This window comes from Campylobacter coli, assembly GCF_009730395.1.
In the GTDB taxonomy this organism is placed as follows: Bacteria; Campylobacterota; Campylobacteria; order Campylobacterales; family Campylobacteraceae; genus Campylobacter_D; species Campylobacter_D coli.
In genome coordinates, this window is sequence record NZ_CP046317.1 from 294,100 (window position 1) to 307,546 (window position 13,447).

Annotated in this window: 12 protein-coding genes, 1 tRNA gene and 1 pseudogene; 12 read left to right on the forward strand and 2 right to left on the reverse strand. The window is 31.4% G+C overall.

Annotation, left to right across the window (positions count from 1 at the left end; all coding sequences use genetic code 11):
* Nucleotides 1-2 precede the first annotated feature (2 nt).
* Nucleotides 3-902: a DnaJ family protein gene (locus FOC43_RS01460; protein ID WP_002777454.1), complete on the reverse strand. Its 900-nt coding sequence runs from the start codon at nt 900-902 to the stop codon at nt 3-5.
* A gap of 205 nt (nt 903-1,107) precedes the next feature.
* Here FOC43_RS01460 and htrA point away from each other — a divergent pair, with 205 nt between their 5' ends.
* From htrA to FOC43_RS08815, 12 genes are all read left to right on the forward strand, one after another.
* The gene (gene htrA / locus FOC43_RS01465; RefSeq protein WP_002784457.1) at nt 1,108-2,526 is read left to right on the forward strand and encodes a serine protease HtrA; all 1,419 of its coding nucleotides are present in this window, start codon (nt 1,108-1,110) and stop codon (nt 2,524-2,526) included.
* A gap of 82 nt (nt 2,527-2,608) precedes the next feature.
* Nucleotides 2,609-3,283 carry a response regulator transcription factor gene (locus FOC43_RS01470; RefSeq protein ID WP_002777451.1) on the forward strand — a complete coding sequence of 225 codons (675 nt, stop codon included), beginning with the start codon at nt 2,609-2,611 and terminating at the stop codon, nt 3,281-3,283.
* A complete protein-coding gene (locus tag FOC43_RS01475; protein WP_002777440.1) occupies nt 3,280-4,530 on the forward strand; it encodes an ArsS family sensor histidine kinase in 1,251 nt (416 codons plus the stop codon). The genes FOC43_RS01470 and FOC43_RS01475 overlap by 4 nt, the downstream gene beginning before the upstream one ends.
* A gap of 81 nt (nt 4,531-4,611) precedes the next feature.
* Nucleotides 4,612-4,686, forward strand: a tRNA-Asn gene (locus FOC43_RS01480).
* 466 nt (nt 4,687-5,152) lie between these two features.
* Nucleotides 5,153-6,700 (forward strand): filamentous hemagglutinin N-terminal domain-containing protein, encoded by a 1,548-nt coding sequence (locus FOC43_RS09110; protein ID WP_004283781.1) that lies wholly within the window; start codon nt 5,153-5,155, stop codon nt 6,698-6,700.
* Between the two features lie 6 nt (nt 6,701-6,706).
* Complete coding sequence (locus FOC43_RS09115) at nt 6,707-8,380, forward strand: hypothetical protein (RefSeq protein WP_002790566.1); 1,674 nt, start codon at nt 6,707-6,709, stop codon at nt 8,378-8,380.
* An 87-nt stretch (nt 8,381-8,467) separates the two neighbouring features.
* Nucleotides 8,468-9,532 carry a hypothetical protein gene (locus FOC43_RS08940; protein WP_002786455.1) on the forward strand — a complete coding sequence of 355 codons (1,065 nt, stop codon included), beginning with the start codon at nt 8,468-8,470 and terminating at the stop codon, nt 9,530-9,532.
* Between the two features lie 95 nt (nt 9,533-9,627).
* Entirely contained in the window at nt 9,628-10,566 is a 939-nt protein-coding gene (locus FOC43_RS08950; RefSeq protein WP_004283784.1) for a hypothetical protein, read from the forward strand.
* Nucleotides 10,567-10,668: 102 nt separating this feature from the next.
* Nucleotides 10,669-10,839, forward strand: coding sequence for a hypothetical protein (locus FOC43_RS08810; protein WP_002784451.1), 171 nt, complete (start codon nt 10,669-10,671; stop codon nt 10,837-10,839).
* Nucleotides 10,840-10,883: 44 nt separating this feature from the next.
* A complete protein-coding gene (locus tag FOC43_RS01500) occupies nt 10,884-11,216 on the forward strand; it encodes a c-type cytochrome (protein WP_002784449.1) in 333 nt (110 codons plus the stop codon).
* Between the two features lie 22 nt (nt 11,217-11,238).
* Entirely contained in the window at nt 11,239-12,780 is a 1,542-nt protein-coding gene (locus tag FOC43_RS01505; RefSeq protein ID WP_004283787.1) for a ShlB/FhaC/HecB family hemolysin secretion/activation protein, read from the forward strand.
* Nucleotides 12,781-12,826: 46 nt separating this feature from the next.
* Nucleotides 12,827-13,003 carry a hypothetical protein gene (locus FOC43_RS08815; RefSeq protein ID WP_002784445.1) on the forward strand — a complete coding sequence of 59 codons (177 nt, stop codon included), beginning with the start codon at nt 12,827-12,829 and terminating at the stop codon, nt 13,001-13,003.
* A gap of 192 nt (nt 13,004-13,195) precedes the next feature.
* Here FOC43_RS08815 and FOC43_RS01510 read toward each other — a convergent pair.
* Nucleotides 13,196-13,435 (reverse strand): annotated as a pseudogene (locus FOC43_RS01510) (ribbon-helix-helix domain-containing protein); the annotation flags it as partial.
* Nucleotides 13,436-13,447 lie beyond the last annotated feature (12 nt).

The following is a 13,447-nucleotide window of genomic DNA, read 5'->3' on the forward strand; positions in this document are numbered from 1 at the left end:
TTTTATGATAGTTTTTCTTTTAGCATTTCGATTAATTTCTCATCTAAGGTTTCAGTGTTTGGTAAAACAACATTTAATACCAAATACATATCTCCATAGATGTCACTTTTGCGATTTTGCACCCCATAGCCTTTAAGGCGAATTTTTTGTCCGTTTTTAGAATTTGCAGGTATGGTTATGGTGGCTTCTTTTTTGTTTTCCTTAAGAGTATTAACGGTGACTTTTCCACCAAATAGGGCAGTTTTTAAAGAGATATCAACTTTTTGATATAAATCATCATCTTCTCTTTGATATATTTCACTTTCTCCTAATTTAACTTTAACAATCAAATCCCCGCGTGTTCCATTGCGGCCATTTTTACCCTTGTTACGAATTCTAAGTTTTTCTCCTTGTTTGATCCCATGTGGAATCTTAAATTTGATCGTTTCTCCTTGAAGATTAAAGCTATATTCTCCACCTACCACTGCTTTTTCAAAAGGAATGCTAAGTTCTATAGTAGAATCCAAATCCTCTTCTTCAAATCCGCCAAAACCTCCAAAGCCGGTGTTAAAGCCTTTTGATGAAAAACCATTAAAACGACTTCCTCTAGAAGAGCCTCCACCAAAGCCTCCACCAAAGAGATCTTTTAAGATATCATCTAAATTGACCCCACCTGTATTTTTTGAGAAATCGTGAAAACTTTGTCCTCCAAACATGGAGTCTCCGTATTGATCGTATTGTGCGCGTTTTTTTTCATCACTTAAAATTTCATAAGCGGCATTGATTTCTTTAAATTTTTCTTCAGCGCCTTTTTCTTTATTGATATCAGGATGATATTGTCTTGCTAAACGACGATAGGCTTTTTTTATTTCATCTGCGCTAGCATTTTTAGATACTCCAAGTGTTTCATATAAGCTATTCATGTTATTCCTTAAAAAATATATAATTGTTTTATTTAATAGAAATTATATCAAAAACTTTAGCCTAAGTCAATCAAGTTTTATAAATTTTTATCACTCAAGCTTTCATTTACAATTTTGTAAATTTTCGGTTTTATACTTATGAAATGCGTAAAATATTTTACAAATTATATGTTTTAAGAATAATATAAATAAAAAAGGAAACAAAATGAAAAAGCTTATTGTATCATTGAGTTTAGCAAGTGCTTTATTTGCTGCAAATATCAATTTTAATGAAACAAGTATAACAAGCAATCGTGTCAATCCTGCGGCTGGAGATGTAGTTCTTTCTTATCATAATTCGATAAGAGATGCTAAAAAATCTGTTGTAAATATCTCTACTTCAAAAACCATTACAAGAGCCAATCGTCCAAGTCCTTTAGATGATTTTTTTAACGACCCTTATTTTAAACAATTTTTTGATTTTGATTTTCCACAAAGAAGAGGAGGAAATGATAAAGAAGTGGTAAGCTCTTTGGGCTCGGGTGTGATTATTTCGCAAGATGGTTATATCGTTACAAACAACCATGTAGTAGATGATGCAGATACTATCAGTGTAAGTTTGCCAGGCAGTGATACAGAATATAAAGCCAAGCTTATAGGCAAGGATCCAAAGACGGATTTAGCAGTGATTAAAATAGAAGCAAACAATCTTTGGGCTATTACTTTTACAAATTCAGATGATTTAATGGAAGGAGATGTTGTTTTTGCCTTAGGAAATCCTTTTGGTGTTGGATTTAGTGTTACAAGCGGGATAATTTCTGCTTTAAATAAAGACAATATAGGCTTAAACCAATATGAAAATTTCATCCAAACAGATGCTTCAATCAATCCTGGAAATTCAGGCGGCGCTTTAGTCGATAGTCGCGGATTTTTAGTAGGAATAAATTCAGCCATTCTTTCTCGTGGGGGTGGAAATAATGGCATCGGCTTTGCAATACCTTCGAATATGGTGAAAGATATAGCTAAAAAGCTTATTGAAAAGGGTAGGATTGATAGAGGATTTTTGGGTGTAACTATTTCTGCTTTACAGGGTGATACTAAAAAAGCTTATAAAAATCAAGATGGTGCTTTAATTACCGATATACAAAAGGGTTCAAGTGCTGATGAAGCAGGACTTAAGCGTGGGGACTTGGTAACTAAGGTAAATGATAAAGTGATTAAAAGTCCAAGCGATCTTAAAAACTATATAGGCACTTTAGAGATAGGTCAAAAAATTTCACTCGATTTTGAAAGAGATGGGGAAAATAAAAGGGTTGATTTTATCCTTAAAGGAGAAAAAGAAAATCCTAAAACCGTTCAAAATGATTTGATCGAGGGTATGACTTTAAGAAATTTAGATCCAAGATTTAAAGAGCGTTTGCAAATTCCAAAAGATGTAAATGGGGTTTTTGTAGAAAGTGTTAAAGATAAGAGCAGGGCTAAGGATTCAGGATTTAAAGAGGGTGATATCATTATAGGCGTAGGACAAAGTGAAATTAAAAATTTAAAAGATTTAGAACAAGCCTTAAGACAAGTGAAGAAAAAAGAATTTACTAAAATTTGGGTTTATCGTAATGGTTTTGCAACTTTGTTGATACTTAAATAATTTTTATGAAAGGGTTTCCCTTTCGTTATATAATTTAGTTTAGAATTTAAAAACTAAGATTAAATACAGTAAAAGGAATGCAATGACAAATATCCTTATGATAGAAGATGATTTAGAGCTTGCTGAAATTACGGCTGAGTATTTAGAAAAATTTGATATGAAAGTTGATATCGCACACGAGCCTTATATAGGTCTTTCAAAACTTGCTTTAAAAGAATATCAGCTTATAATTTTGGATCTTTCCTTGCCAGGACTTGATGGACTTGAAGTGTGTGAGGAAATTCGTAAAAAGTATGATACGCCTATTATTATCTCAAGCGCTAGACATGATATTACAGATAAGGTTAATGCTTTAGAATTGGGCGCGGATGATTATTTGCCAAAGCCTTATAATCCTAAAGAACTTCAAGCGCGCATTAAAAGCCATTTAAGACGCATTTCAAATACAAAAAGCGCCATAGCAAAAAGCGTTAAAGATCTTGTTTATGATCAATACAAGCATATCATCACAATGAAAGGACAAGAGCTGACTTTAACCAATGCGGAATTTGACATTTTAAGCTATTTGATCAAAAAAGAAGGCGGTGTTGTCAGTCGCGAAGAGCTTGTTTATAATTGTTCTTCAATCAGTGAAGACTCAAGCAATAAAAGCATCGATGTAATCATCAGCCGTATTCGTCAAAAAATGGGTGATGATCCAAAAACTCCAAAATATATCCATTCTATCAGAGGTATAGGCTATAAGCTGACTCAATGAATCGTTCATCTATTTTTTATACCATAACTTTTATTTTTATTTTTGCTGGTGTCAGTGTTATTCTTGGGTTTTTGTGGCTTATAGAATACGATCAGCAAAATTATACTAGAGAATTAAATACCAAATATTCTTTAATAGCCAACGCAAGGCTTTTAAATTTTGCAGGGATAATTAGTGAAAGAGAATTTGAAGAACAAACGAAAAATTACAATAAAATGGAGCCTATCTTAGAGGTTAGACAAATTCGTAGAATTCTTTTTGGCGGGGAAGTGTTAGCTAGAGTCGAGGTCAATAATGGCTTGATCGAAATCATCTCTTATGATAGACAAGTGTATTTAAATATCATTTTTGATGGCAAGGTAAATCTTTACAAAGATCAAGACTATCAAACCTATAGATATTTTATCATTAAAGCCATAGCTGTAGCCGTGATTTGTATACTTGTGTTGCTCTATATTTATATATTTAAAAAACTGAAGCCTTTAAAAGCTTTAAAGAAGCAAATTGATAAATTTGCACAAGGAAAGCTTAATGATATAGAAGATGTAAGCACGGGGGTGGATGAAATTTCTCAAGTAAGTGAGGCTTTTTATCAAGCGATCGTTCAAATTCGTAAGCTCAATCAATCACGCCAATTTTTCTTAAGAAATATGATGCACGAGCTTAAAACCCCGATTACCAAAGGGCTTATAACTCTTGAAATGCTAGAGGATAATAAATACAAAGAAAGATTAGAAAGTATATTTAACCGTCTTGAAATTCTTATCAATGAATTTGCGGCCATAGAGCAGATTACTTCAGGAGCAGCATTTATCAACCGCAAAAAATACAATATTTTAGATGTTTTGGATGAAGCCAAAGAAATTGCTATGCGAGATGATAATAACATACGCATTTTTATGGATGAAAGCTTTTTTGTAAATGTAGATTTCAAGCTTTTTACCACTGCGATTAAAAATATGATTGATAATGGTATTAAGCATTCTGAAAATGGCTTTATACAAATCGATATAATGGATGATTATATTTGTTTTAAAAATAGAGGTCCTGAATTAAATAACACTTTAGAGTATTATACTCAAGCTTTTACCCAAGGAGGCTCGAAGCAAAAATCAAGCTTTGGACTTGGACTTTACATAGTCAATACTATTTTAGAATCTCATGGAATGAAGCTTGATTATGATTATGAAGAGGGTGTAAATTTATTTTATTTTAGAAATTTAAAGAGTATTATCGTTAAAGAATAAAATATTTTTTGCATTTTTTTAAAAAAATGCTTGACAAAGTTTTAAAAATCAAATATAATTACATTTTACTTTTTAAGATATTCCGGATTAGCTCAGCGGTAGAGTAGTCGGCTGTTAACCGATTGGTCGTAGGTTCGAATCCTACATCCGGAGCCACTTCTAACTCTCTATAAAATCATATTTTATTTTTTAATAAATCCAAATATTAAGTTATGGAATTAAGTATATTTTATCATACCAAAACCCAATGTTATAATCATATCAGTTTTTTAATTTATTTTTTATCTTTTAAATAGCAAATTTTGATATAAATTCTTAGTATTTGAAATATGAAATTTATTTATTTTATGTTTGTATTTTCATTATGAAGCATGGTGTAAATTTTTGCGTGTGATGCTTGAATTATAAGCATTATAAAATACTTAAATTTTAAGATATTATAGAATTTTAAATATAAAGATATTATTTAAGAGTAATTTTGTATTAAAATTTCACTCAGAACATCTCATTTTTATTTTTTTAATAAAACAATAAGTATAATCCGAACCATAAAAAAGAAGGGGAATATAATGTTAAAAAGTCCTGATCGTATATTGTGTATTTAAAAAAAAAGGGGGGGGGGATGAACATAACTAATCTTTTAAACATAAAACATTTTTTAAATACTTCATCATACTTTACTAATCATCTTAGCAAATCTTTAAGAGTTATTGTAAATATTTCTGTAATTACAAGTTTGGTTTTAGCTCAAAGCTTAACAGCATCAAATTTACCTAGCGGAGGTAAGTTTATCAATGGAACTGGAAGTATTGCTACAAATGGCAATATAATGAATATCACAGGAGATAAAACACACAATGTGATTGCTTGGGGCGGTGGATTTAATATCGGAAAAGACAATACTGTTAATTTCACTACAAATGGCAAAAACTATTTAAATCTAGATTATACCAACAAAGCTTCTCAAATTCTAGGAACTTTAAATGGTGGAACTAACAATGTTTATATTGTAAATCCTAGTGGGGTATTAGTAGGCGAAGGAGCTACAATCAATGCCAATAAATTTGGAGTTTCTATAACTCCAATGGGTATAGATGCAATCAATACTTTTTCAGTCGATGGTTCTTTTTCTCCAGTTTTTAATGCCAATAAAGGCGATGTGGTTAATATGGGAACTATTAAAGCCAATGAAATTGTTTTAGTAGGAAACAAGGTAGAAAATATAAAAGGAACACTTCAAGCAGATAAAGTAGATATCAAGGGAGATAAGGTTTATTTAGAAGATTTTGGAATCAACTCTACTCATTTAAAAGCAGAAATTGGGAGTGAAGGCTTTTTTAAATATGAGGTAAAAGATGTATATGATGCCTATAAAGATGATTCAAATTTAGTTGATAATTATGAGTTTACTGGTACTGCTACTATTAATGGAAATTTTAAAGAATACCTTTACATTGGATCTCAAAGTGCAAGCAATGAAGAGATGATTAATTCTTGGAAAGGATTTGCAAAATTAGTCAATGAGGGGATATTTGGAGAATTAAAATTTAAAGATGTATATTTAGGCAAAGATATTGATTTTGCAGGTGCTAGTACAATCAATCCTGTGGGGTTTGGTAATGGTTTTGTAGGTAATTTTTATGGTAATAACCATACACTTTCTAATATACAAATTGATGTTGCTGATAAAACTTATGTAGGATTATTTGGTTATATTAAGGGTGGGAGTGTGCAAAATTTAACTATTGATGGATTGCAATTTCCCAAATATGCCTTTTCTTATAAATACCTAGGAGGACTTGCAGGGCATATAGAAAATGGAACTTTTTCTAATATTGCTTTAGATACCATAGAAGGCTTTAATGGCGAAAATAGTTCTTCTGGTGGTTTCGCAGGAGAGATAAATTCTGGGACTTTTAATAATATCAGTTTAAAAAATCTAGGCAACATTGGAGTTGCGAAATATGCAGGTGGCTTTGCTGGTCAAATTAACGGTGGAGATTTTTCAAGTATTATTTTAAGTAATATAGAAAGTATTTATGGTAAGAATAATGGTGGGGGTTTTGTAGGATATACAACGGGCAATACAACTTTTGATGGCATCGGTTTAAAAGATATAAGATTTATTAAATCTGGAGCTTTTACAGGTGGTTTTGCGGGAATGACATAAGGTAATGTGATATTTGAGAATATTGTTCTAAATGATTTAGAAGAGATTAGTGGTAGTCATGCAGGTGGCTTTGTGGGAGGTGTTCTTAATAATGAGAATGGTATAGCGAGCTTATCAAATATCGTTTTAAACAATATTGAAAGTATTAAAGGTATTGGTTTTATAGGTGGCTTTGCCGGATGGATAAACAATGGAACTTTTGAAAATATTGCTTTAAATAATATAAAAAATATTAGTGATAATAATTATGCAGGTGGCTTTACAGGATATGCAGGCGCTGGAACTTATAAAAATATTATTTTAAATAACATAGGAGAAATTAGCGCCAATGGTACCGCTAGTCTGGATGAAAAATCTATTTATGCAGGTGGATTTGTTGGAAATATAGAGAATGGTAGTAACATTGCCAATTCTAATATTTACTTCTATGGGTTATTAAATTCATCGTCGAACAAGAATTATATTACCCACAATGAAAATATCCTAAATCTATCAAATACAACTGATTTTCAAACTTTTATTAATCAAAGCAAAATTGCAGGTTTGGAGTATCTTACAAATACTTCCACTAGCAACTCCCATCTTCATATGATAAATGGTGGTAAAATAGGAAATGAGAAATTCAAAATCACCTTCGATAAGGATAATTTTACTTACAATACTCCAAAAATATCAGAGGTAGATCCCGACGGATCAGGATCAAGCTCTTCACCTACAGCTCCAAACGAAGGAGAGCTTTCAAGTATTACTCTTGAACAGAGTGATTTTGAAGATGAAATTTTAAAAACCATCATCGATGAAATTTTAAATGAGGATTATGTGTTAAATATAGATTCTATCGATTTTAACAAATTCAATGAAGGTGATGTGGCTATTCTTTTATATCTATTAAAAAATACAAGCGATAAAAAGCTAAAAGAATCTTTAAAACAATCCTTAGAATTCTATACTGAATTTAACAAAGGAGGATTAAAAACAGAATTTGAAAAATGGTATGGAAGTGATGAAAGTACTTACAAAACCTCTATGGGTAAATACAATTATATCATTGAGAGTCTTGCCAATCTAAAAGAGTATGTAAACACTATTTTAAAACCTGAATTAAAAAGTATTAAAAACAATCTCAATCGATTGGAATTTTTAAAAGCTGAAATAAAAAGATTAGAAAGAGTCTATCAAAAAGCTATGCAAAATGATTTACTTCCTTATGATCAGTTAGAAGTTGTCTATAAAAACACACAAGAAAAAATCGATGCTTACTATGCTGAAGCACAGGGTTTATTGGATATTCTTAAAAACAAAAATAAACCTTTTTTAGACGATTTAATTACTAAAGAATATTCATTTGAAGATAAATATACTGATATTCAAGGGACATTTGCTATCGCAGGAAGTAGTATTGATGCTAATGCCATCGAAAATTTGGCAGATAAACCTATTTTATCTCTTCCAGAAAATGAGAATTCAGGAGATAGCCAAACTACAAACAACACAGATAGCACAGATATAGTTAATACTTTTTCTAAACAAGTAAAACTTACCTCTACAGAGTCTATTCTTATTCTTCCTGCAGAAGAAACACAAAGTCATATCAAAGAAGACGAAAGAGAACGAGGAAGAGTTTGCATCACAAGTGACAATGCAAAAACTAATAATCCTTGTATAGCAATCACATTTTAATCACAAAGAAAGTAAAAGCTTTCTTTGTGAGATAAACAAGATTTTAATCAAATATAATTTCAATTTATTAAGTTGAGGGGGAAAATAATGCAGGTGAAATTTTTTCTAAAAAATAGAATATTTTTATCTTTTGCGAGCGTAGCTTTGATATTTAATAGCGTATCGTATGCAGCAAGTCAAGCTATATCTATAGGCGATAAAAGATTTCAAACTCCAAGGCATAGTTTTTCTAATGAGGAAGTTTGGGATTTTGATGACAAAACCTTTAAGCAAATCAATGGCACTAATTATTATGGTGTATTTAAACAAGGACTTGTAAGCGACATCACTTTAGAAGTTTTTAACCCTAAGCAGTCTTTACAAGGCGCTAAGCTTGAAATTTTAACTCTTAATCATTCCTCAGAAGAAATCTTGGAAGTGCAAAGTATGCATGCTGCTAACCCTATGGATAAAAACTTGCATCCTATAAAAATCCTTCCTTTTTTAGTGGCCGGGAGTTCTCTAAAGGGAGATTCTATCAACAATAAACTTCTTATTAAAGAGGCAGAATTAAGCTCTGCGGTTTTTCTAGAGCCAAGCAACATAAAAACAAAAAATCCTCCAAAAAAAGAAGAGAAAGATAAAATAAATTATGTTATTAGTGGTGGGCTTGCTAGAGAAGGAAATGCGAAAAATAATACCTTAGAACTTCTTGATGGAAGTTATATAAATATGGGAGTAGAAAATATTTATAATCTTAAATTAAACGGAGCTCCTTATGCTGTAGGAGGGCTTGCTATCTTTGGTGATGCGATAGGAAATTCTTTGCTTGCCCAAAAAGGCTCTAAAGTAGATATTCACACTGCCTCTTTTTATAGAGATATGGTAGGGGAATTTATTCTTGATGAAAGGATAACCCATCTTGTTGGAGGATTAGCCTATAATGGAAAGGTTGAAAAAAATAAACTTAATCTTAATGGGGTGGAATTCAACATCCATGCTCCAAGCGGTTTGTATTCTTCTTTTGCTCCTGTTCATATCGCGGGAGCTTTTGTTGATGGGAATGGTAAAAAAGCTTATGATGCAACCAAAAACACCCTTGTTATAGATAATTTTCTTTTAAATTTAAGAGCGGATGGAAAAACTCCCATTTTTTATAACGCTATTTTTTAGCAAATTTCTTTGGAGGAAAGACAAATAAAGGGGATGCAAATGCAAACTCCATTGTCTTAAAAGATGTTCCTGCGCTAAAAAGAATAAGTAAAAAAGTGAAAGTACAAGGGATTTATGATTTCTTTAGTGGATACACACTTGATGGAGAGGCTAATTTTAATGTGATTGATTTTAAAGATTCTCAAGCTTCTCTACCACTTTTTATTTATGCAACCACACAAGAAAACTTTGAAGGATCTATCCATTATCCAGAGTATGCAAAACACAATAAGATTAGCTTAAATAATGTCTTTGGAAGAAAGGATATTCGCTCTGGAGTAGAGGCTATGAATGTAGAAAACAATCAAGTCTTCTATCACAATGTAGAAGCACAAGCTTCTGGAGAGGGAGTTAATAGAGAAAGCAGTGTGTATATTAGAGCAGCCAATCTTGCAAAGAATAATCTCTTTAAAGCAAGCAATTATTGGGCGACTTCTATGCTTAATATTTATGGTATTCGTGAGGTGGAAGAATCTAAAAATAATCAAGTTATTTTTAATAATGTAGGCTTTAATACTGATAGAATTTCTGAAGGTTCGGAATTGATTTTAATAGGTGGAGTTGGCAAGAGAGTACATCACAATCTTTTAAGTATTCAAGATTTAGAAATTGGAGCTTATGATAAAGAAAAAGATTTTATCTATATTGCAGCAAGTGCAATTCCTGATGCCAATAGCAATCTAGCACTCTCTTATGGCAATACACTCTATATTGGTGGAGATGTTTCTATCCATGAGCGATCGCTTTTAAATGTGCTAAGTGGGAGTGTGATTAGAATTCCAAACTATACAAATAATAAAGCCGATGATATCACACTGCCTGCACCTTCTTTGGCGCAGCTTACAAAAGATAACCATTTGATTTTAGAGCAAGCTCTGAGGGCTAGAGTAGTTAATAACTTTGAACATTATAGTTTAATTTATCATTCTAATAATCAAGATAAACCTTTTATTGAAAGTTTAGAGACTCCTATTAATCTCTCTGAAGAATCCTAAATCACTCTACTTTTAAAAAAGGGAGAAAAAGCTCCTGAAAAAGGAAGTAAAATTGCATTAATTTCAAGTCAAAATGGTTTTAGTGGTATTAATGGCAATGCTATGAATAAAAGCCAATTAAATCAACTCTTAGGGAGGATTTCTAAAAATCCAAAAACACTTAATTATAAAAAGATTCCTCAGCTCCAACAAGAAAACCTAAGGGTTGTTCCTTTAACTTTATCTTTAGATAATAAAGGAAAAGTGATTTATGGAGAAATCCAAAGTGATTAAAAATCAATAACTTAACAAAGAAAATTTTAAAAGAAGGACAAAAAATGAAAAAAATATTAGTGGGTTTAAAATTGTGTGTAGGAGTATGCATAGCGAATGATATCCTAATCAAAAAGGGAGAGAATCTTTATAAAAAATGTATTGCTTGTCATGGCGTAAATGGAGATAAAATAGCTCCTGGAAGCAAGGGTAATATCAAAATCGGAGGATTAAATAAAGCCTATCTCATAAAACAGCTTCAAGGCTATGCTGTAGGGAAAGCAGATAATGGGGGAGCAAAAGTTATCATGTATGCTAATATGAAAAATTGGAAATTTACCACTTCCGATATTGAAGCAGTGAGTGCTTATATCGCCCAATTGCCTAAAGCAAAATAAAAAATACAAAGCAAGGAAATTTATGGAAAAACCTTTTTTAAAGAGTATCATTCTAGCTTCTTGTCTTTTAACAAGAGCACTTTCGCAACAAAACAAAGAAAATGCAGAAGCTTTAGAGCAAATGATAGAGATTTCCCATTATAAAAATGTCCCTCAAAACGAAAACACTCAAAATACTCTAAAAAGTAAACAATCCCCTTTAGATATTAAAATGGATAAACAAGATTCTTTACAAGAGGATACTAAGAAAGTCTTAGATAAAGAGGGATTAGTAGCACCAAGCTCTGAAGAATTTCGCTTTAAATATAAATTCTTTGTGGATACTAAAGAGGATGGAAAAACACTCACTTTAGAAGATCTTGGAATCAATGAAGTATGGCTTAGAGAATCTATTATTGCTCTAAAAAGATCGGATTTAAATGTAGAAACCTTGCAAGAAATTGTCAATATCGTTTCTTATTATTTTCAATACCATGGTTATCCATCGGCAACTGCCTATATTCCTCAACAAGAGATCACAGATTCAATCCAAATTAATATTATGCTAGGAAAACTTGGAGAATATCAAGTTAAAAATTATTCTAAGCATCTAAAAGAGAGTGCTATTAGCTCTAAGCTAAAAGAATCACTCCAAGGAAAAATTTTAAGAACTAAAGCATTGGAAGATGCGATTTATAAAATCAATGAAATGTCAGGAATTAAAGCAAGCGGAAGTTTAGTTGCTGGGAGTGAGTACGAAACTACAGATGTGATTATTACAATAGAAGATTCCAAAAAAGCAAATGCGATACTTTTCTTTGATAATTATGGAAGCAAGGGCTCTGGTGTTTATAGAGCTGGTGTGAGTGGCGCTTTAAATAATCTCTTAGGATATGGAGATTCTCTTAATTACTTTGCACAACTTTCTGATGAAATGCAAAAAAGTTATGGATTTACTTATAATTTTTTCTTAGGAAATCTCAAAGTTTCTCCTAGAGTGAATAAAAGCAATTATGAATTAGGAGAAGAATACGAAAGTTTAGGTGCTTATGGAAGTTCTTTAGATTTAGGGGTGGATTTATCTTATCCACTCTTTATCAACACAACTAATTCTCTATATCTTACTGGAGGTTATGTTTATAGAAAGCTTGAAGATATTTATGGAAGCTTTGGAATTGATTTTAACAAAGAAAGCAATGCCTTTTATTTAGGAACTGAAGGAACTATAGGTTTAATTCCTAATAACATTCTTAGCTATAACACGCAACTTACTTATGGGGATATAAAGCCAAAAAGTGTATTTTTAGAAAATAGTCCTGTCATGGGAGAATTTTGGAAATTTAATGCAGCTTCGAATAATGCTTATTATTTTAATAATAAAATTTCACACATTCTTAATATTAGCTATCAAAAAACTATCGGAGATTATCAGCTAGATTCTAGTGAGACTGCGACTTTGGGAGGAGCTTACGGCGTTAGAGCTTATCCTAATGGATTTGGAGAGGCAGATAGTATGATTTTAACAACAATTGGACTAAGATTTAATATATTTAATCCTAATTTTTACATTACCCCTTTTTTATGAATTTGCCCATGGATGGAATGAAGATTATTTAGATAATGATATCAATATGGCGGGTAGAGAAGGAAAAAATGATATTTTTGTGGATGCAGTGGGGTTGGAATTGCTTTATATTAAACCCAATGGATTTTATATTAAACTAGATTTAGCAAAGGCAGCTTATAAATACGAAGCAGATGGAAAAAGAAGAGATAGACTCTATACAAGTATGGGATTTTATTTTTAAGGCTTTTAAATCAATTTTACAGCCAAGAAACTTTATCGCATTGTGATAAAGTTTCTATAAAAGTTTTTATTCAGGTTTTTTGAGGTTCTTAACGATTTTATCTATCTTTTTACTTGCTTTTGAATAATCTCCGTCCTTTAGTTCTTCTAAGGCTTCGATAGCAAAATCAAAATCACCTAAATCATCTGATTCCTTTTGAAGATTTTCCACAACCTTATCTATCTTTTTACTTGCTTTTGAATAATCTCCGTCTTTTAATTCTTCTAAGGCATTGACTGCAAAAGAAAAATCTTCAATTTCGTTAAGATAGGCTTCTAAGGCTTCTCTAACTATACTTGATTTAGGCTTGGAAAGATTTTTACTCAAATTATCTAAGCGTTTTTTAAGTTCTAAAGGCATTCTAAGGGAATAATTTCTAGTTTCTTGTTTCATTAACTTAACCTT